The 19,182-nt window shown below is 36.8% G+C and carries 13 protein-coding genes; 12 read left to right on the top strand and 1 reads right to left on the bottom strand.

The window, feature by feature from the left end:
- Positions 1 to 17 precede the first annotated feature (17 nt).
- Both A3EM_RS0128550 and A3EM_RS0128545 read left to right on the top strand, forming a co-directional pair.
- Positions 18 to 2,393 carry an ABC transporter permease gene (locus A3EM_RS0128550; RefSeq protein ID WP_020531678.1) on the top strand — a complete coding sequence of 792 codons (2,376 nt, stop codon included), beginning with the start codon at positions 18 to 20 and terminating at the stop codon, positions 2,391 to 2,393.
- Positions 2,394 to 2,637: 244 nt separating this feature from the next.
- Positions 2,638 to 3,666: a TlpA disulfide reductase family protein gene (locus A3EM_RS0128545; protein WP_020531677.1), complete on the top strand. Its 1,029-nt coding sequence runs from the start codon at positions 2,638 to 2,640 to the stop codon at positions 3,664 to 3,666.
- Between the two features lie 105 nt (positions 3,667 to 3,771).
- Here the strand turns inward: A3EM_RS0128545 and A3EM_RS0128540 are convergent, their stop codons facing one another.
- Positions 3,772 to 4,371 carry a hypothetical protein gene (locus A3EM_RS0128540; protein WP_020531676.1) on the bottom strand — a complete coding sequence of 200 codons (600 nt, stop codon included), beginning with the start codon at positions 4,369 to 4,371 and terminating at the stop codon, positions 3,772 to 3,774.
- A gap of 727 nt (positions 4,372 to 5,098) precedes the next feature.
- Here A3EM_RS0128540 and hutI point away from each other — a divergent pair.
- The 10 genes from hutI to A3EM_RS0128485 all read left to right on the top strand — a co-directional run bounded on the left by hutI (position 5,099) and on the right by A3EM_RS0128485 (position 19,044).
- Positions 5,099 to 6,349, top strand: a complete 1,251-nt coding sequence (gene hutI, locus A3EM_RS0128535) for an imidazolonepropionase (RefSeq protein WP_020531675.1) — start codon at positions 5,099 to 5,101, stop codon at positions 6,347 to 6,349.
- A 336-nt stretch (positions 6,350 to 6,685) separates the two neighbouring features.
- Complete coding sequence (locus A3EM_RS0128530) at positions 6,686 to 7,834, top strand: Gfo/Idh/MocA family protein (RefSeq protein WP_020531674.1); 1,149 nt, start codon at positions 6,686 to 6,688, stop codon at positions 7,832 to 7,834.
- A 95-nt stretch (positions 7,835 to 7,929) separates the two neighbouring features.
- A complete protein-coding gene (locus tag A3EM_RS0128525) occupies positions 7,930 to 8,850 on the top strand; it encodes a sugar phosphate isomerase/epimerase family protein (protein ID WP_020531673.1) in 921 nt (306 codons plus the stop codon).
- 343 nt (positions 8,851 to 9,193) lie between these two features.
- Positions 9,194 to 9,622 (top strand): Holliday junction resolvase-like protein, encoded by a 429-nt coding sequence (locus A3EM_RS0128520; protein WP_020531672.1) that lies wholly within the window; start codon positions 9,194 to 9,196, stop codon positions 9,620 to 9,622.
- A 276-nt stretch (positions 9,623 to 9,898) separates the two neighbouring features.
- The gene (locus A3EM_RS46375; RefSeq protein ID WP_020531671.1) at positions 9,899 to 12,556 is read left to right on the top strand and encodes a PAS domain-containing sensor histidine kinase; all 2,658 of its coding nucleotides are present in this window, start codon (positions 9,899 to 9,901) and stop codon (positions 12,554 to 12,556) included.
- A 185-nt stretch (positions 12,557 to 12,741) separates the two neighbouring features.
- The gene (locus tag A3EM_RS0128505; RefSeq protein ID WP_020531670.1) at positions 12,742 to 13,359 is read left to right on the top strand and encodes an NUDIX hydrolase; all 618 of its coding nucleotides are present in this window, start codon (positions 12,742 to 12,744) and stop codon (positions 13,357 to 13,359) included.
- 116 nt (positions 13,360 to 13,475) lie between these two features.
- Positions 13,476 to 14,699 (top strand): ABC transporter permease, encoded by a 1,224-nt coding sequence (locus tag A3EM_RS0128500; protein ID WP_020531669.1) that lies wholly within the window; start codon positions 13,476 to 13,478, stop codon positions 14,697 to 14,699.
- A gap of 424 nt (positions 14,700 to 15,123) precedes the next feature.
- Positions 15,124 to 15,816 carry an ABC transporter ATP-binding protein gene (locus A3EM_RS0128495; RefSeq protein WP_020531668.1) on the top strand — a complete coding sequence of 231 codons (693 nt, stop codon included), beginning with the start codon at positions 15,124 to 15,126 and terminating at the stop codon, positions 15,814 to 15,816.
- 4 nt (positions 15,817 to 15,820) lie between these two features.
- Positions 15,821 to 18,229 (top strand): ABC transporter permease, encoded by a 2,409-nt coding sequence (locus tag A3EM_RS0128490; protein ID WP_020531667.1) that lies wholly within the window; start codon positions 15,821 to 15,823, stop codon positions 18,227 to 18,229.
- 161 nt (positions 18,230 to 18,390) lie between these two features.
- Positions 18,391 to 19,044 carry a response regulator gene (locus tag A3EM_RS0128485; protein WP_020531666.1) on the top strand — a complete coding sequence of 218 codons (654 nt, stop codon included), beginning with the start codon at positions 18,391 to 18,393 and terminating at the stop codon, positions 19,042 to 19,044.
- Positions 19,045 to 19,182 lie beyond the last annotated feature (138 nt).

The raw sequence follows: 19,182 nt of genomic DNA, 5'->3' as shown, positions 1-19,182 counted from the left end.
ACCCAACTAATTGAATTATGATTAAAAACTATCTGCTCATTACTTTCAGAAGTTTGTGGAAAAATAAACTTTTTGTTTTAATCAATATTTTCGGACTGGCAACTTCTTTAGCCTGTTGTATTCTGGCTTATCTTAATTATGATTTCGATAGAAATTTTAATGCCTTTCATGAAAATGCGGCCCATATATTTAAAGTAAATGCTTTTAGGGAAATAAATGAAGAAAAAATTCCATTTGGAATAGTGCCTCAGGTGATGGGACCAACCATAGCCGCTGAAATTCCGGGAGTAAAAAATGCGGTAAGATATTCCTCCCTGGATGGTGCCAACCTGATTTTTGAAGATGAATTATTTAAAACGGAAGTGGCTTATGCCGATCCTGCCTTTCTCGAAGATTTTACCTTTAGAATTATCAATGGGTCTGAAGAAGCATTTCAGGATAAAAGCAAAATCCTGATCAGTGAAAAACTGGCGGAAAAGCATTTTAAAGGAAAAGATCCTATTGAAGAGCAAATTTCTATCAAACATACCAATGGCAAGGAAGAAGAATATCTGGTAGGAGCAGTGTATGAAACAATTCCCCTAAATTCCAGTCTGAGGTTTGATGCACTTACTTTGTATGAAAACTATGCTGAGCTGCGGGATATCGATGTGAACAGTTGGGAACAGCTTACACAGGCTACTTTTATCTACCTCGAAAATCCGGCCTCCCAAAAGGAAGTTCAACAGCAACTTTCCAAATACATTGCCCCACAAAACCAGGCGCGTGAAGACTGGAAAATTTCTGAATTTTACCTGGAACCACTTACTACCATGGCCCATAATATGGAAGAAGTAAGGGCCGCATATTTATATGAGGCGCTGCCTGTTCCTGCAGTGATTTCACCGGTGGTAATGGCCGGGCTGTTGCTATTAATTGCCTGTTTTAATTTTACCAATACCTCCATCGCCACCGCCAGTAAAAGGTTGAAAGAAATTGGCATCAGAAAAGTAATGGGTGGGCACAGGAGCCAGTTAATATTCCAATTTCTTGGGGAAAATATTGTATTGTGTTTTATCGCATTGCTTTTGGCACTTTTCCTTTCCCGGTTTTTTATCCCTGCCTATAATTCCCTTTGGGACTTTCTGGATATCCAGATGAATTACATGGAAAATGCCGGTTTTTTATTTTTTCTTATCGCAATTTTATTTGGAACTGGATTAATAGCGGGAGGCTATCCGGCTATTTATATCAGTGGATTGCAACCGGCAAAAATTTTAAAAGGTACTTTAAAGATTTCGGGTACGAATAACTTTACAAGAACATTACTGACCTTGCAATATGCCATTTCCTTAATTGCGATTATTGCCGGAGTAATTTTTACCCAAAATGCAGATTACCAGGATAATTTTGATTTTGGATATGAGGAAGACCCGCTGGTGGTAATTCCCTTTAGTAATCAGGCAGATTTTAATGCTTACAAAAATGCGGTACAGCAAAACCCAAAGGTGATTTCCCTTGCCGGAACAGATGAACATGTGGGTTGGGATATTTTTAGAAATACACTGGTTAGTGGGGCAAAGGAGTATGAAGCTGATGGTTTGAGAATAGGGGATGATTATTTTGAAACCATAGGCATGCAGCTGGTTTCGGGAAGGCAGTTTATTAAAGATTCGGAAACGGACAGAAAGGAATCCACTATAGTCAGTGAGATGCTGGTGAAGGAATTTGGTTGGGATGAACCTTTAGGGCAGAAAATTACCATTAATGACACCACTCATTTAACTGTGGTAGGTGTGGTAAAAGATATTTATATGTTTGGTGTATGGCGCCCAATAGAGCCACTTTACATGAGGCTGATTGATGAAGACCAATATCAATACCTGGTGGCCAAGGTAAAGCAGGAAGACTTGGTGAGTATGAGTGATTATTTTCGGGAAGAATGGAAACGAACTATTCCAGACAAACCTTATCAGGGCTTCCGTCAGGAGGAAACTTTATATGAAGCCAAGTTGATAAATAACAACATAAAACTCATGTTTATCTATCTCTCAATGATCGCTGTGATTTTATCAGCAAGCGGATTGTTTACAATGGTTTCCCTCAATACTTTGAAAAGGATTAAAGAACTTGGCGTACGAAAGGTATTAGGGGCCACTATTTTTAATATCGCATTTACCATCAATAAAGAATTTCTAATCATGCTGAGTATAGCTGTTTGTTTAGGTTGTGTGGGGGCTTACTTTGCTGTTGATGCTTTACTCAGCAGTATTTATGATTATTATATCCCCATGAATGTTACAGCTTTTGCAGTTTCCATTTTCCTGCTAATTTTTGTTTCTGCCATTACCATAGGAGGAAAAGTACTAAAAGCCGCTACAGCTAATCCGGTAAAGGCTTTGCGGGATGAGTGATCTATTTTTGTTTGATTTTTTTTGCTCGGGAGCAATTGAATTGCTCCAGTAAAATAACCGTGCATTTGCAATGCTCTTTTAAATCGATTGGCAAATACAGAATTCGTTTCGATTGCAATTAAATTGCGCCCAGGCCAAATTTACGAAAGTACCATGTTTACTTTCTCAATAATTAGAAGTTTTCCGCTTTTATAATTCCAAATTTATTTTTCAACAAATAATATTTACCTAACTAATTAAAAAAATGACCAGAAAACTTGTTTTATCAGTTTTGTTTTTTCAATTCCTTATTTCATTTAATGGAAATTCTAATCCTAAATTTAAACCCTTTATCCTTCAGGGGAAAATATCTGTAGATTTTAATGATTACATCTACCTGGAATATGGAGAGGAGCTGGATAGTAGTTTGGTGGTAAATAATAGCTTTAATTTTAAAGGAAATGTAGCTTATCCTACCGAAGGAAGGATTTTTGTGAAAAATGGATATTTCAGGGATTTGCTTTTTATAGAACCCGGAGAAATGAAAATTGAGGTGGAACTTCAAGATAAAATAGTTTCCATAAGATCAATTGAGGGAAATAAAAGTGCTAATTTGATCAACGATTTTATGATTTTTATAGAGGAAAATGAATCGGCTACTGACTTTGGAACTAAGTTGTTCTTAAAAATGGATAGTGTAATTAGTCTCAATCCACAGAGTCAATTGGGTGGCTTAATATTATCGGAAGTGGCGATGGATCCTATCCTTTCTTTCTCGCAAATCCAGAGTTTGTTTGCAAAACTTGATTCTACGACTCAAAACGCTGAGTATTTGGAGGATATTGAAGTTTCCATTGGGAAACTGAAAAACTTTCAGGTCGGGCAAAGTTTTAAACATTTTAAATTCACAGATCAGCATGGGAAAATACACCATACAACAGATTTTAAAAAGGATTTCTTATTAATAGAGTTTTGGGCTTCCTGGTGTAAACCTTGCAGAATCACAAATCCAGAATTGGTAAAGATTTATGATCAGTACAAAAGTAAAGGGTTGGAAATTGTAGGGATTTCTTTAGATGATAATTCTGATCAGTGGGAAAAAGCCATAAAAAAAGATGCCCTGCCATGGATTCACTCTATAGCCACCAAGGGCTGGGAAAGTCCGGAATTAAAACCTTTGGGAATCCAATATGTTCCCTCAAATTTTCTTTTGGATAAGGAAGGGAAAATTTTAGCTGTGAATATTAAGCCAGCTCAACTGGAAGCTCAACTGAATAAATTAGTTGAAGAATAAATACCGAATTTGTTTCGAGTGCATTGTTATTTCTGTCTGGCAGCATGGTGCTGGGTGAAGTTTGGTAACTTCACCCAGATTTCTAAATGAAAAACACCGTCAAATTTATTGGTTAATATTTTTCAAGGTTAACTGATTATAACCATTATCAACTATTCCAATTAATCCGTAGACAGTCTCACCAGATTTAATTTCTCGGTTGTTTAGGAGATTATTTTCCAATTCTTTTTTAAAATTTGCATTTGCAGTTCCTGCCCCGATCATATTCCCTAAGGTGATTCCCGGGCCAATTACCAATCCAATGTGAGTGCTCTCTTCATTTGAAGTGAATTGCATTGGGGTAAGTAACAAGTAGAGTAAATAAATAGGAACCCCTTGTTTGAGTTGGGAATGAATAAAACTTGATTCAAGTAAGTTGACTGGTCTATCTCCAGAGTAAACCACATAGTCTTTTCCAAAAACTAAATCTTCATTGGAATGATTTTCAACTTTAATTGCTACTAGCTTTATGCCTTTTTTTACTTCTTTTTTGGCATATTTCTTATTCCCTCTCTCGTTTAAAACTTCATATTTATAAGCAAATGAAACGCTTCCATGATCCGAGGAAGATTGATAATAAATATTAGCAGGGTTAATTGTGGTATAACCTGATGCGCATGAGCTTAATATGAGAATGATCTGAAAATAAGCAAAGTATTTTTTCATAGAATGATTTTAATGTAGAGATTTATTTACAGTTGAATATTTTAATTTACTTTAACTATGATAAGGGAATAGCCCAGGTTATTGGGGCTTATAATTTTTGTATTTTGTATAATTAAAAAAAGTACTAAAAATTTATTTGAAATAACGGAATGTGTGCGCTATTGTTTTAGTGGATAGTAAGTATAATGCTTAAATTTAATAAAAATTTTAGCGGTTATGCATAATTATCGAAACAATATTATATAATAAATGTTGTAAATGAAATAAATAATATATTTTTTAATAAAAAATCCGTAATATTCTATTCGTATGGCTTAGGGTCAATTGTTTTGTTTCTATAGAAAAGTCTTGCAGCTGGAGAGCTTTGGTACTTTATATATTGCTTTTAATAAATATGTTAAATTTCTGGTAATGAGATCGTTATTGATGCTGTGGACTTGTGAAAATGAAGGACCAGTTTAATGTTACATGGTAAATGCCAAATTTGTTTCGAGCGCATTGTTATTTCTGTCGGACAGCTTTGTGCTGGGTGAAGTTTGTTACTTCACTCTAATTAGATTAGAGCAAGAGAAAATGCCAGATTTTGTAAACCGGAAAAGTAAATTTTCAAGAATTTAGCTAGATTAAAGTTTATAAGGTTTATAATGAAAACCAGGCTTTTAAAATATTCCATTTCAAAAATTAAATACTTTTCCTACCTTCACATTTCACCAATAACCTTAATTCCTTGTCTACAAAAACAACTTTAATTGGGCCCTTCAGACAACTGGTTACCTTGGATGGATTGGTATTTTCCGGACCACTTTCCGATGATCAGTTACAAATTATTGAAGAGGGAGGAATTGTGGTAGAAAACGGGAAAATAAAGGCCATTGGGAAATTCAAAGATTTGAAGCCATCTTTTTCCCAAAAAGTCGACCTTATTGAAGATGATTTTGTGCTACTCCCCGGTTTTGTTGATGCTCATACTCATATTTGCTACGGAGGAACCAGGGCTGGGGATTATGCCTTAAGAAATGCCGGGGTAAGTTACCTGGAAATCGCCAGAAAGGGTGGGGGAATCTGGGATACGGTTACCAAAACCAGAGAGGCTGATTTAGACCAGTTGGCAAATCAATTGGCAAAAAGGGCTAAAAGACACTTGAGCGAAGGAGTGACCACTTGTGAAGTTAAATCCGGTTATGGACTTGATCTGGGGTCCGAAATCAAAATGCTGGAAGCCATCAAAATAGTAGATGCTCGCCTGAAAATTGATTTGATTCCCACTTGTCTGGCTGCGCACATTAAACCCAAAGATTTTGAAGGCAGCCCTGCGGAATATTTATTATTCACAGCCAATAACCTTTTTTCTTTTTTGAAAGATAACCAACTTAGTAACCGCATTGATATTTTTATTGAAGAAAGTGCTTTTTCTACAAAAGAGGCAGCCAGCTATCTTCATATGGCTCAGCAATATGGCTTTTCCATTACCGTCCATGCCGATCAATTCAGCACCGGAGGAAGTGAAATAGCCGCAAAATTTGGAGCTATAAGTGCCGATCACCTGGAAGCCAGTGGTGAAAAAGAATTTAAAAAACTTATTAAAGCAGATGTAATAGGAACTGCTTTGCCCGGTGCCTCATTGGGATTGGGAGAGCCTTTTATGAAAGGGAGAAAGTTCCTGGACATGGGTGGTTGTCTGGTGATTGCCACCGATTGGAATCCGGGGTCTGCCCCCATGGGAGATTTGCTCATGCAGGCGGCAGTTTACGGAGCCCATCAAAAATTAACCACAGCGGAAACTTTTGCTGCCATCACAGGCAGGGCTGCAAAGGCTTTGCAGCTGGAAGATCGCGGGATTTTAAAACAAGATTACCTGGCTGATTTTGTGGCTTTTCCCACCAATGATTATCGTGAAATATTATATCATCAGGGAAAAATGAAACCAGAAATGGTTTGGAAAAATGGAAATCTTATCCCCAATTCTAAAACCCGCTGAAAACAAGGGTAAGCAGAAGTCGATTTAAAAAAAATGAAGAAAAAAAACGTTCCCGGTTTCTTTTTAAAAAATTGAAAAGTAGCTTTGAGAACCCGAAAAATTATAGTTCCTGAATTAAAATTGTTGCGGGTTTAAGGTTTTCATTAACCGTAATTTTTCCAGACAGGTTTTACCGGACAGGCTGTCCTGGCAGGGTTTACATTTTTGCAACCCTGCGTTATTAGAACTGCTGAAGCTTGATGGACGAAACGTCTCGGTCGAAGACCTTGCTGAAAAAAAGTGTTTTATGGTACAAATAGAGTCGATTTTTTAATTAAAACAAACAAATAGCTGGAAATGGAAAAGATTAAAGTAGCTGTTGCAGGTGTTGGATTTATAGGTCCTGCGCACATTGAGGCCCTAAGAAGGATTCCAAATATAGAGGTTGTGGCCATGTTCCACCCTTTTGAAGATGAAGCAAAAGAAAAGGCAATAGATTTGGGAATCCCCAATGCATATGCAGATTATGCAGCCATGTTGGATAAAGAAGAATTGGATTGTGTTCATGTTTGTACACCCAATAATCTGCACTTTGAAATGTCAAAACTGGCATTGGAAAAAGGAATTCATGTAGTATGCGAAAAACCCTTGGCGACTACAGTGGCAGAAGCAGAAGAATTAGTGGCTTTGGCAGAAAGCAAAGGTTTGGTAAATGCGGTTCATTTTAATATTCGATATTATCCTATCGTAAGACAAATGAAAACCCTGAGGGAAAAAGGTCAACTTGGGGAGATTTATTCAATTATGGGATCTTATCTTCAGGATTGGTTATTTCTGGAAACGGACTACAACTGGAGATTGGAGCCGGATAAATCAGGTGACTCCAAGGCAATTGCCGATATCGGATCTCACCTAATGGATGTAATTGAATACATTTCAGGTTTGAAGATCACCCAGGTGATGGCGGATTTCTCTACCATTCATAAAACAAGGAAAAAGCCTCTTAAGCCGGTAGAAACTTATTCCGGAAAAATGTTAAAACCAGAGGATTATGCCGATGTGCCAATCAATACGGAGGATTATGCCTCAGTACTATTGAGGTTTGATAATGGAAACAAAGGTGTGGTAACCGTGAGCCAGGTTGCAGCAGGTAGGAAAAACAGATTGAGTCTGGAAATTGCCGGATCAAATGAAACTTATTCCTGGTGTTCTGAATCGCCAAATGACCTTTGGATAGGCAAAAGAGATACACCTAACCAGATGCTGATGAGAGACCCTTCTTTATTTGAGGCTGAAGCTCGAAGTGTAGTTTCTTTCCCTGGTGGACACAATGAAGGTTTCCCGGATACATCCAAGCAGATTTTCAAGGAAATTTATGCTGATGTAAGAGCTGGAAAGCCAAGTGCTAACCCAACTTATCCTGTTTTCAAAGATGGTTTGAGGGAGCTATTGCTTTGTGACAAAATTGTGGAAAGCCATAAAAAAGAAGCCTGGGTAACTATTTAAATTTCCCCTAAAATTATTATAGGAATAGGGATGGGTATTGCGGAAGCTTATATTCATCCCTTTTTTTTCTTTACTAAATAACCAATAATTAAAAAATGTTAGATCTCGGATTTGTAAGCGCCATATTAGCAGATAATTCATTTGAAGAAGTAGTAGATTTTGCCTCAGCCAACAAGTTTTCCTGTGTGGAAATGATGTGCTGGCCAAAAGGCAAGGCAGAAAGAAGGTATGCAGGAGTGACGCATATCGATGTGGAAGACATCAGTGATGACAAAATCAACCATATTAAATCTTACCTCAAAGAAAAAGAGGTATATATTTCCGGCTTGGGTTATTACCCCAACCCGCTTGATCCTGATGAGGAAAAAGCAGCAGTATACATTGAACATATTAAAAAGATTATTGCCAATGCTGCCAAAATAGGTGTGCCTGTAGTCAATACTTTCATAGGGCGAGACCCATCTAAATCTATTGATGATAACCTGGCAAAGTTTAAAGAAGTGTGGCCGGAAATTGTAAAAGTAGCTGATGATAATAACATTAAAATAGGCATTGAAAACTGCCCAATGTTTTTTACCAATGACGAGTGGCCTGGTGGAAAAAACCTGGCAATTTCCCCTGCTATTTGGGACAAAATGTTTGAAGCCATTCCCAGTGATAATTTTGGCTTGAATTACGATCCTTCTCATTTGGTCTGGATGCAAATGGATGAAATTCAACCTATTTACGATTACAAAGACAAACTCCACCATATCCACTTAAAAGACGTGAAAGTTTACAGAGATAAACTCAACAAAGTGGGAATAATGGCGAACCCGCTGGAATATCATTCTCCAAAGATTCCGGGTTTGGGTGATGTAAAATGGAGAGATTTTTTCTCAGCTATTACTACTGTGGGCTATAAAGGACCTGTTTGTATTGAAGTGGAAGACAAGGCTTACGAAGGCTCAGCTGAAAATATAAAAAGTGCTATCCTCACCAGCAGAAATTATTTAAGTCAGTTTTTGAATTTGTAGTTTTTTGCTGGAAGTTAGAAATCGTTGGGTTGGCACACGCGTTTTGTGTGTGCCGATTTTACACCACCAGTCCAACTTTAAAAGTTACAAAAAATATAGAAGGCTCAACTATTGGTGGTTGGCTATCAGATTTTTAAAGCAAAAACAGCCTGGATTTAGTCACAAACGACACGCATCAGCCAACTAAGGTTTTTAACTTTCCAGCATCTAACTCCCTACCTTCAATTTTTCCGACTCAAAACTAAAACCTGAATTTATTGGGTAAAATATTAGCGGTTTTGCATTTTTGTGCTTAAAAATGTAACATGCTTAATTATTTTACAACTGCTTTAACACAAAACCAATGGAATGGGTAATCATCGGTATACTTACTTTAATTATTTTTATTCTGCTTTTAAGGAAAAGAGGAGATATTGCTGATCGGGTAGAATTAGAAGCCGACAAGTTATTTAAAGAATGGGTAGAGGAAGAAGTTCCCATTATCAGGGAAGAAGCCATAAAAAGTAGCCAGGCTGTAACCATGGGCAAATCCATTGAGCAATTGTTACCCTATTTTACCGATTTTCCCTTTAATCCCAAAGATGTTCGCTTTTTGGGATCTCCAATTGACCTGGTGGTTTTTGACGGACTAAGTGAAGGAGAATTGAGACAGGTGGTATTCGTAGAAGTAAAAACCGGAAAAAACTTTCAGCTTCCCGCAAGGGAAAAACAAGTGAAAGAATGCATAAATTCCCGGAAAGTCAGGTGGCACCTTATTCATCACAAGAAATAGAAGGCTTTCAGATAATTTTAGCTATTCTCTAAATACTTATCATCGAATGTCGTAAAAAACCAATATTGGTTGATTCCAAATAAAGTTTTTTGCCAAATTTTTTATTATTATTCATTATATTTAACTTAATATAAATTTTGGCTATTTCATGTTTATTCATCAATACTTTTTTAAACTACATCTGCAAACCACTTGATTTTTTTTCTCAAAAATTAATAGTTGGTAGTTTTTTCTGCTATTCCGGTATAATTCATATAAATCAAATTTATTGTTGAGTTGAGTAAGGCTGCGTTAACCGATATTATCAATAGTTTTAAACAAACCTTTTTCCAATTAAATACTGAGGGAAGGTTCACTTTTATTGAGCATCAAAATACTTTTATTCCGGAATCCTGTCTTGATCAAACCATTTTTCCTTTTATTTCAGCCCATCAAAGAGCCTTTTTTAAGGACCAGTTTCTTGAATTTGTAAAGGATCTTAAACCTTTAGAACTTCAAATCGATCTGGTTTTCTCAAAGCAATTTTCGGTGATACTTGCCCTTATGCCCATAATCCATCAAGATAACAAAGTAATTAATGGCCGGTTAACTTTAATTGATAAAGGGCAAAATAAGCCAAATGTAGATCTACAGCTAAAGGAAAATGAAGAAAGATTAAGGCTTGCCTTTGAATCTTCCAATGATGGTATTTGGGATTGGAACCTGGAAACTGATGAGGTTTATTATTCCAAAAGATGGAAATCGATTTTGGGTTTTGAAGAGGATGAAGTGGTACATCATATAGATGGTTTCAACCAACTGGTACATCCTGAAGACAAGGCCCTTACATATGAAAGGGTAAATGAATTTATAGAAAAGAAAAGGGATAAGTATGAAGTGAAATTTAGGATGAGGCATAAGAATGGGGAATACCGCCATATCCTTTCCAAAGCCATCATTATTCGGAATCCGGATACTGATAAAGCGGTTCGGTTGGTGGGAATCCATGAGGATGTTACGGAAAGAATTCTGGCTAAAGAAACATTATCTCAGCGTGAGGAAAATTATAAGTTTTTAGTGGAAAATATCGATTTGCCTATTTCCCAGTATGATAGAGCAGGAAACATTCTTTTTTTTAACAGGCAGGCCGGAATCCGTATGGGTGGGAAGCCAGAAGATTTTATTGGGAAGAATCTGAGGGATTTGTTCCCTGAAAAAAAAGCTGATTTTTACATCAGAAAAATAAATGAGGTGCTGGATAAAGGGACCATTGATACAAGGGAAGAATATTTTCAACTTTCCGTACATAACCCATATTGGTACCAGACCACCTCTGTTCCTATAATTAATAGTGAAAATCAGGGAGATTCTATTCTGGTGATTTCTCATGATGTAACAGAATTAAGAGAGTCTGCCAGACAGAAAAAAATGCTTCAGATGGTGTTGGATACCGCTTTTGAATATTCTCCTGTAGGTTTAATTATTGCCGATGTTCATGATGGAGAAATTCATAAAATTAACAAAGCGGCACTTAATTTTTTTGATGAATCGCCAGAAACCTTTAAATCCCTGAAAATTGAAAAATATGGCGAAAAGTGGAAATGTCTGAATCCGGATGGATCCAAAATAAATGAAGATGAGCTGCCTTTTTCAAAGACAATTAACAATGGAGAAGTTGTAAAAAATCAGGAATTGATCATTGAAACCAAAAATGGAAAAAGGGAATGGCTGATTGTAAATTCATCGCCTATCCGGGATCTGGAAAATAAAATCATTGGTGGAATTTTGATATTCTCCAGTATCACACACCAAAAAGTAGCAGGAGATTTATTAAAGAAAAGTGAAGAAAACTATAAAAAAATAGCAGAAGATCTCAATCGGAAAAGGGCCTTGTTACGCTCCTTAATTGATTCTGTTCCAGATCTGATTTTTTACAAAAATCAGGAAAGCCAATACCTGGGCTGCAATATTGCCTATGAAAAATACCTTGGTAAAAAGGAAAGTGAAATTATAGATAAAACTGACCTGGAGTTTTTTGACCATACAGAGGCCGATCAATTTCATAAAAATGATGAGGAAATTCTGAAGAAAAGAATTCCTCAAAGAATGGAGCAGTTTATCACCTATCCCGATGGTAGAAAAGTATTATTGGATGTTTTAAAAACGCCATATTTCGGTCCGGATGGGGAGACTCTTGGTCTGATTGGTATTTGCAGGGATATTACCGAGATTAAAAAGGCTCAGGAAGAAATAAATAACCACAATCTGGAACTTACCAAAACCAATAAAGAGCTGGATAATTTTGTTTATAGTGTTTCCCATGACCTTCGGGCACCAATTACTTCGGCATTGGGTCTTATTGAAATAACTAAAGCAGAAGATGATATTGAGCAAATCAGGGAATTTTTGGCTTTGCAGGAAAAAGGGCTGCACAAAATGGATAATTTTATCAAAGATATTCTGGATTATTCCCGTAACACCCGACTTGAGGTAAAATCCGAAAAAATAAATATTCAGGAACTTGTGGAAGATACCTTTTCTCCTTACGCTTATATTGATGAGTATAAAGGAATTAAGGCCATTAGCCAATTTAATTTGAACGCTGAATTGTATTCTGATCTTAACCGTATCAGTGTGATTCTCAATAATCTGGTTTCCAATGCTTTCCGGTTTTTCAATAAGTTTGAGGAAAATCCCTACGTGAAAATAACCGTTAATTGCCAGAAGGAAAAGGCCGAAATTATTGTAGAAGATAATGGCCAGGGAATAGGAGAAGATCATTTGGAAAAAGTATTTAACATGTTTTACAGGGCTTCGGAAAACAAACCTGGTTCGGGATTGGGTTTATATATAGTCAAAGAAGCAGTAGAAAAATTAAAAGGCTCTATTCAGGTTGAATCGAGTTTAGGAAAGTGTACTAAATTTACCTTGAGTATTCCTAATCTGAAGAAGTAAGAAGCAAGACAAAAGCAATCTGTTAGGATTGGCTATTTTTAATGTGCTACAATAGTTTGAAATTGAGTTGGAAATTCCTACATAAAAAACCTTACCGGTACTTACTACACAAAAAAAATGGCACTTTGGCCTAAAAAGTAAAATCCAGTTTTTAACTTCAGGCATATTTTTTTGAATGTGATCTTATGAGTTTAAAGTGGATAGAAACAGCTAAAAGAATACAGGCCATTGCCCAAAATGGTTTGACCTATTCTGAAGGCATGTACGACATTGAAAGGTATGAAGAATTGAGAGACATCAGCATAAAAATGATGGCTGAATTCAGCGATACCAAATTTGAAAAGGTAAAAGATTTATTTGCCTTCGAAACTGGCTATCAGACCCCTAAGGTAGATATACGCGGAGTAGTTTTCAGAGATAACAAAATCCTGATGATTCGTGAGGAACAGGATGGGAACTGGTCGTTACCCGGAGGATGGGCAGATATAAATTATTCCCCGAAAGAAATTGTGGCTAAAGAAGTACAGGAAGAAGCGGGAATTCTGGTAAAACCTGTAAAATTGCTGGCTGTAACCGACAAACATAAACACCCTCATCCCCCGGATCCCTACCATGCCTATAAACTATTCTTTCATTGTGAAGAAACTGGCGGAGAGTTAAAAACCGGAATGGAAACCCTGGATGTCGGTTTTTTCCCTTTGGATGATCTTCCTAAACTTTCCATAGAGAGGGTGACAGAGCCTCTGATAAAACTAATGTTTGAATATTTGTATAACCCGGATAAACCCACTTATTTTGATTGAAGTGATTTAAGCTTTTTGTTTAGAAATGCAAATGAGCATTTTCAACAAAAAGAAATTAGTTTAAACCACTTCATGAAATAGTTTGGTATATTTAGCATTTTCCAACACCAGGTCATTTGAAGTTCAATTTTCCATATTTTATTTCAAAAAGGATAAGAAGCGGAACGCAAAACAGTTTTTCTTCTCTGATAGCCCGAATTGCCATAGGTAGTATAGCCATTGGTATTGCTGTCATGATTCTTTCCTTCGCCATTTTTGATGGTTTTAAGAATACGATTCAGGAGAAAATTTTCAGTTTTGCAGGTCATATAAAAGCCAACAAGTGGGTTGAAAATAACTCCTATGAGGAAGTTCCGGTAAGTACCAATTTGTATCTCTATCAAAATGCCCTGGAAATTGAAGGCATAAAACATATCCAGGTATATAGCCAGAAAGCCTGTATTTTAAAAACTGATGAGGAATCTTCAGGGGCAGTTATGAAAGGGGTTGGAAAAGATTTCGATCTGGAATTATTTCAGAAAAATATTATTGAAGGAGAATTTATAGACTTTAGTGACCCGAATTATTCCAAGGATATTATTGTGAGTAGTATCACTGCTAATCGCCTTGAGTTGCATTTGGGAGATGAATTAATCGTCTATTTTGTGCAGGATCCTCCCCGGATTCGAAAGTTGAATATTAGAGGGATTTATGAAACGGGAATTGAAGATTTTGATCAGATAATGATTTTAGGTGATAATCGTCTGATTCAGCGGCTAAACAATTGGGACAGTACTCAGGTGGGAGGATTTGAATTGTTCATTGATGAATTTGATAAACTGGAGGAGGTTTCCGACAAGGTGTGGGAGGAAATGGATGTAGGACTCCAAATAGAATTGGTCACCAATAAATACGTGCAATTTTTCGATTGGTTTATCATGCTCAACAGAAACGTATTTGTGGTGTTAATAGTGATTTTATTTGTAGCCTGCTTCAATATTGTCTCTATCACCCTGATCATGATCACAGAGAGAACCAACATGATCGGAACACTTAAGGCCCTGGGTACTACAGATAAAAATATCAGGAAAATTTTTATGTACAATGGAGGTAGAATGATAGTGAAAGGACTGATAATCGGGAATATTATTGGGATAGGTTTTGGCCTTCTTCAGCAAAAATTTCAGCTGATTCCCCTCGATCCGGCCAACTATTATATGAATGCAGTCCCGATCGAATTTAACTGGGGAATTGTAATAGCCCTGAATATTTTGATGACATTAATGATCCTGACCATATTAATGATACCCACCATCATAATTTCAAGGATTGATCCTATAAAATCAATTAAATTCGACTAACTTTAAAGTTTAAACTATTGTACGGTATTGGACAATTTCCTAAAAAAGTGGACAGATTTGTACAACTTGATGCCATCCGAAATTGAGAATAAACTATTGAGCGTTAAATCATTGTATTCCATGGCATCTAAATTGAGGAAAAAGTTATCAATATATTGAATTCTTTGAAAGAAATTCTACAACTAAGGCCAACTATCATTTTTTGCAAAAAAGAACATTGAGGCACAATGGAGCTTAAAATGTTTCTGAAAAAACTAAAAACGTCAAATTAATAGCTTTATGAGAAAACCAAATTGTAGATAAAAAATAAGATAGTAATATTGCTGAAGGGATAAATCAAAATATCCCGTTTTAGTGATTAAGGTTGGTATTAGGGTGGCTTCTTTTAAGAATGCAATTCAACTAAGAGGAAAAGAAACAGGTGATGCTTATTCAACTAAAAAATGTAGATAAGGTATATTCAAATTTTGGAATTGACACAGTTGCACTAAGCAATATTAACCTTAATATAAAGGAAGGGGAGTTTATTAGTATTATGGGGCCATCAGGCTGTGGAAAAACCTCCTTGCTCAATATTATTGGACTACTCGATGTTCCCACCAGTGGACAATTGTATTTTAAAAATGAAGAAGTGGCCAAAGCTTCAAGTAAAAAAAGGGCTTACCTCAGAAGAAACAATATTGGTTTTGTTTTCCAAAGCTTTAACCTCATCGATGAACTTACAGTTTATGAAAATATTCAGCTCCCGCTGATGTACCTGAAAATTCCATCTGCAGAAAGGAAAAAAAGGGTAGATGAGATTATGGAGCGTCTTCAGGTGGCCCACAAAAGAAAATATTTCCCCCAGCAACTTTCTGGAGGCCAGCAACAAAGGGTGGCAGTGGCAAGAGCCGTTGTGGGAAAACCAAGACTAATTCTTGCCGATGAACCAACCGGAAACCTTGATTCCGCAAGAGGCCAGGAAGTAATGGAATTATTAGTACAGCTAAGCGAAATGGGTACAACAGTTATTATGGTTACCCATTCATCGGCAGCGGCAGAGTACAGTCAGCGAGTCATTCATCTGTTCGATGGGCAGCTGGTAACCGAAAACCTTACCAAGATTTCTAATCCCTGATATTGTGCTGCTGAATTACCTGACCATAGCGATCCGAAATCTTTATAAATATAAGATTTACTCCTTCATAAATATCATCGGGTTATCTGTTGGTATTTCTTTTTTTACCCTGTTACTCATCCTGATCAGGCACGAACTCAGCTTCGATTCTATCCACAAGAATAATAAGAGAATATTTCGGGTTACCAAATTGATTGAAAAGAACGGGGTAGGGGAAAAGGCTGCCAGTGTTCCTTTCCCAATGGGGCCTACCATGAAAGAATTTTATCCTGAATATGTGGAAAATACGGTACGGCTTTTTAATTTCCAGGTGCCCTCTCATTCCATAGAATATAAAGCTACAAGAGATAATGAACCGTATCTGTATTTTGCAGATGAATCTTTTTTTGAAATTTTCGATTTCCCCCTTGCCTTGGGAGATCCTAAAATTGCCCTCAACCGTCCTTTTTCGGTGGTGATAAGCGACCGGGCTGCTGCCAAATACTTTAAAGATGAAAATCCTATTGGAAAAAAATTAATTTATGAGGACAAAACCATACTGACTATTTCGGGAGTTTTTGCCCCAAAAACCTATGCGTCCCATTTTGAATTTGATTTTATAGTGGCGTTTTCCTCTTTGTACCAAATGGATCTTGATAAGGAAATCATCAAATCCAACTGGAAATGGGATCCATGCTGGACTTATGTACTTTTGCAGGAAGGAAGATCACCAGAAGATTTAGAATATTTACTGGATAAACTGGTACTAAAGGTTTTCCCGGAATCCTTTAGGGAAGAAGTGAATATTTTTCTGCAACCCATACGGGAAATTCATTTGTATTCCGATCTGGATTTTGAACTTTCGCCTAATGGAGATATTCGATATGTATATTTATTTGCGGCTATTGCGCTTTTAATTTTAATTATTGCAGCCATAAATTTCACCAACCTTTCCTCTGCAAAATCCTCCCTCAGGGCAAAGGAAATCGGTATTAGAAAAGCTATAGGAGCCGATCGCCTGGAGTTGGGCAAACAATTTTTTATTGAGTTTATCTTCATTTGTATCATTGCCATTTTAATCGCCTTTGTACTGGTAGAATTATTACTTCCTTTTTTATCGAAAGTGGCGGATACCGATCTGGATTTTACCCACCTGGATAAGTCACTTTTAGTGACCAGTGTAATTTCATCTGGATTGGTAATTGGAATGTTATCCAGTTTATTCCCGGCTTACTATTTGGCCAAATTCCGACCAGCTGAGGTTTTGAGTGGTTCTATTGTGCTGGGAGTCAGAAGCAGGCGATTCAGAGGTATTTTGGTCATCCTTCAGTTTGTGATAACCGGTTTTCTGCTTATCACCACTTTTGTGAGTATCGGGCAGTTCGCCTACCTGAAAAATGCTGATTTGGGTTTTAACAAAGATCAAATTCTAATCATCCCCATCGCCAACACCAACCTGAGGTTTAATTTCGATAGTTTAAAGCAGGAATTATTAAAATCAGAGGTGATCCTTTCGGTTACGGCCATGGAAGAAGTGTTGGGTACAAACTATAGAATTCATGATTATCTGCCCAAGGCTAAAGAGAAGCTCAACGAATATATTTACCTGCCTTCTTTGATGGTAGATTATGATTTTACCGAAACTTTTGATATTCCACTGGTGGCGGGTAGAACGTTTAAAAGGGAGGAAAACGATGAATACAAAGGAATCATTGTAAATGAAAAAATGGTAAAATACCTGGGGTATAAATCCAATAAAGGTATTTTGGGCCAAAAGCTGAAATCAAGAGGTGGGGAAGAGAGAATTATCGGAGTAGTTAAGGATTTTAATTTCCAATCTTTACATAGCGAAATCACCCCATTTGTCATTGATATGCCCAGTGCCAGATCGAAGTTTTTTTATTCCAAATACATTGCCATTAAGGTAAAGAAAAACCACGAGTATCAGGCATTGTTGGCAGCCAAAAAGATCTGGTATAAATTCTTGCCCAACAGGACATTTGAGTATTATTTCCTTTCCAAAAAATTAAATAAAATGTATTTCAAAGAAAGGAAACTGGGTTTGGTAACCGGATACTTTTCCATAGTGGCGATTATTATTGCCTGCTTAGGGTTGTTTGGTCTTTCATCTTTTGTGGTGGATATGCGCAGGAAGGAAATTGCGATCAGGAAAGCGATTGGAACCACAGATGTTTCCATTGTTTTATTATTGTTGAAAGAGTTTTTCATGTTGGTGGGTGTAGCTATTTTAATTTCATGGCCCATTTCTTATTTTGTGATGGAAAACTGGTTAAAAAGCTTCCCATTTAGAATCAACATGAGCCTTGGGGTGTACCTTGATGCCGCATTAATTATTTTCACAATCACCCTGATTACGGTCAGTTACCATACCATCAAAGCAGCTCTCAGAGAGCCGCAGGAAGCCTTACAATAATGCATTGAGCTTTTTAGAGTGGGAAAAAGAATGTTAAACACACCTTTTAAACTATATCCTTGCCTTTAGTACACTTTATGTTTATATTGAATAAAAAAACACCGTATTTTACGGGATAATTTTCTGAGTTATTCTGTTTAATATTACAAAGCACATCACCAATGTTTCGAGAAAAAATGCACATTTTAACAGAAGAGGTAACCAAGGTCACCATTATTGAGGATAACGAAGTGGTAAAAGATGGCTTTGCACTGCTCATCAATAGCATGGAAGGCTATGAAGTGAATGGTACTTTTACCAATTGTGAAGATGCCATAAAAGCCATTATGACCGATCCGCCAAAGATTATTTTAATGGATATTGAACTTCCGGGAATGAATGGCATTGAGGGAACCCGAAGAATCAAAAAACTTATTCCCGAAATTGATGTGATTGTCATTACCGTGCATGAAAACAGCGAATTGGTGTTTGACGCGCTTTGTGCTGGCGCAGGAGGCTATATTACCAAAAATTCAGATTATTCCCGCCTGCTGGATGCCATCAATGAAGTGCGGTCGGGTGGAGCGCCCATGAGTAGCAATATCGCCCGAATGGTGGTAGAATCTTTCCAGAAAAATACCAACTCCCCACTTACCCCCAGAGAAACCGAAGTATTGGAACTTTTGGCTAAGGGAAAANGCTATACAGTAATTGCCGATGAATTATTCATTCACAAAGAAACGGTGAAATCCCACATCAAGAATATCTACTTTAAATTGCAGGTAAACAGTAAGGCTGAAGCCATTGAAAAAGCTTTAAAAAACAAATTAATTTAAACTTCCATTTTTTCTTCCTGTAGAAAATTGATGTGAGTCTCTACTCGTATCCTGAGACATTTTTCAGGCTACTTGCCGGACTTCTCAGGGATGCTACTTTCAACAAAGTGAAAACTTGTTGACCATTGAAATTAGGAA

The organism is Flexithrix dorotheae DSM 6795 (genome assembly GCF_000379765.1).
Lineage (GTDB): Bacteria > Bacteroidota > Bacteroidia > Cytophagales > Flammeovirgaceae > Flexithrix > Flexithrix dorotheae.
This window is presented reverse-complemented; position numbering and strand designations above follow the sequence as displayed.

Coding starts and splice junctions, on each gene's coding strand:
- A3EM_RS0128505 (WP_020531670.1), top strand. CDS start 12,742: ATGAGTTTAAAGTGGATAGAAACAGCTAAAAGAATACAGGCCATTGCC.
- A3EM_RS0128530 (WP_020531674.1), top strand. CDS start 6,686: ATGGAAAAGATTAAAGTAGCTGTTGCAGGTGTTGGATTTATAGGTCCT.
- A3EM_RS0128550 (WP_020531678.1), top strand. CDS start 18: ATGATTAAAAACTATCTGCTCATTACTTTCAGAAGTTTGTGGAAAAAT.
- A3EM_RS0128540 (WP_020531676.1), bottom strand. CDS start 4,371: ATGAAAAAATACTTTGCTTATTTTCAGATCATTCTCATATTAAGCTCA.
- A3EM_RS0128520 (WP_020531672.1), top strand. CDS start 9,194: ATGGAATGGGTAATCATCGGTATACTTACTTTAATTATTTTTATTCTG.
- A3EM_RS0128545 (WP_020531677.1), top strand. CDS start 2,638: ATGACCAGAAAACTTGTTTTATCAGTTTTGTTTTTTCAATTCCTTATT.
- A3EM_RS0128495 (WP_020531668.1), top strand. CDS start 15,124: ATGCTTATTCAACTAAAAAATGTAGATAAGGTATATTCAAATTTTGGA.
- A3EM_RS0128525 (WP_020531673.1), top strand. CDS start 7,930: ATGTTAGATCTCGGATTTGTAAGCGCCATATTAGCAGATAATTCATTT.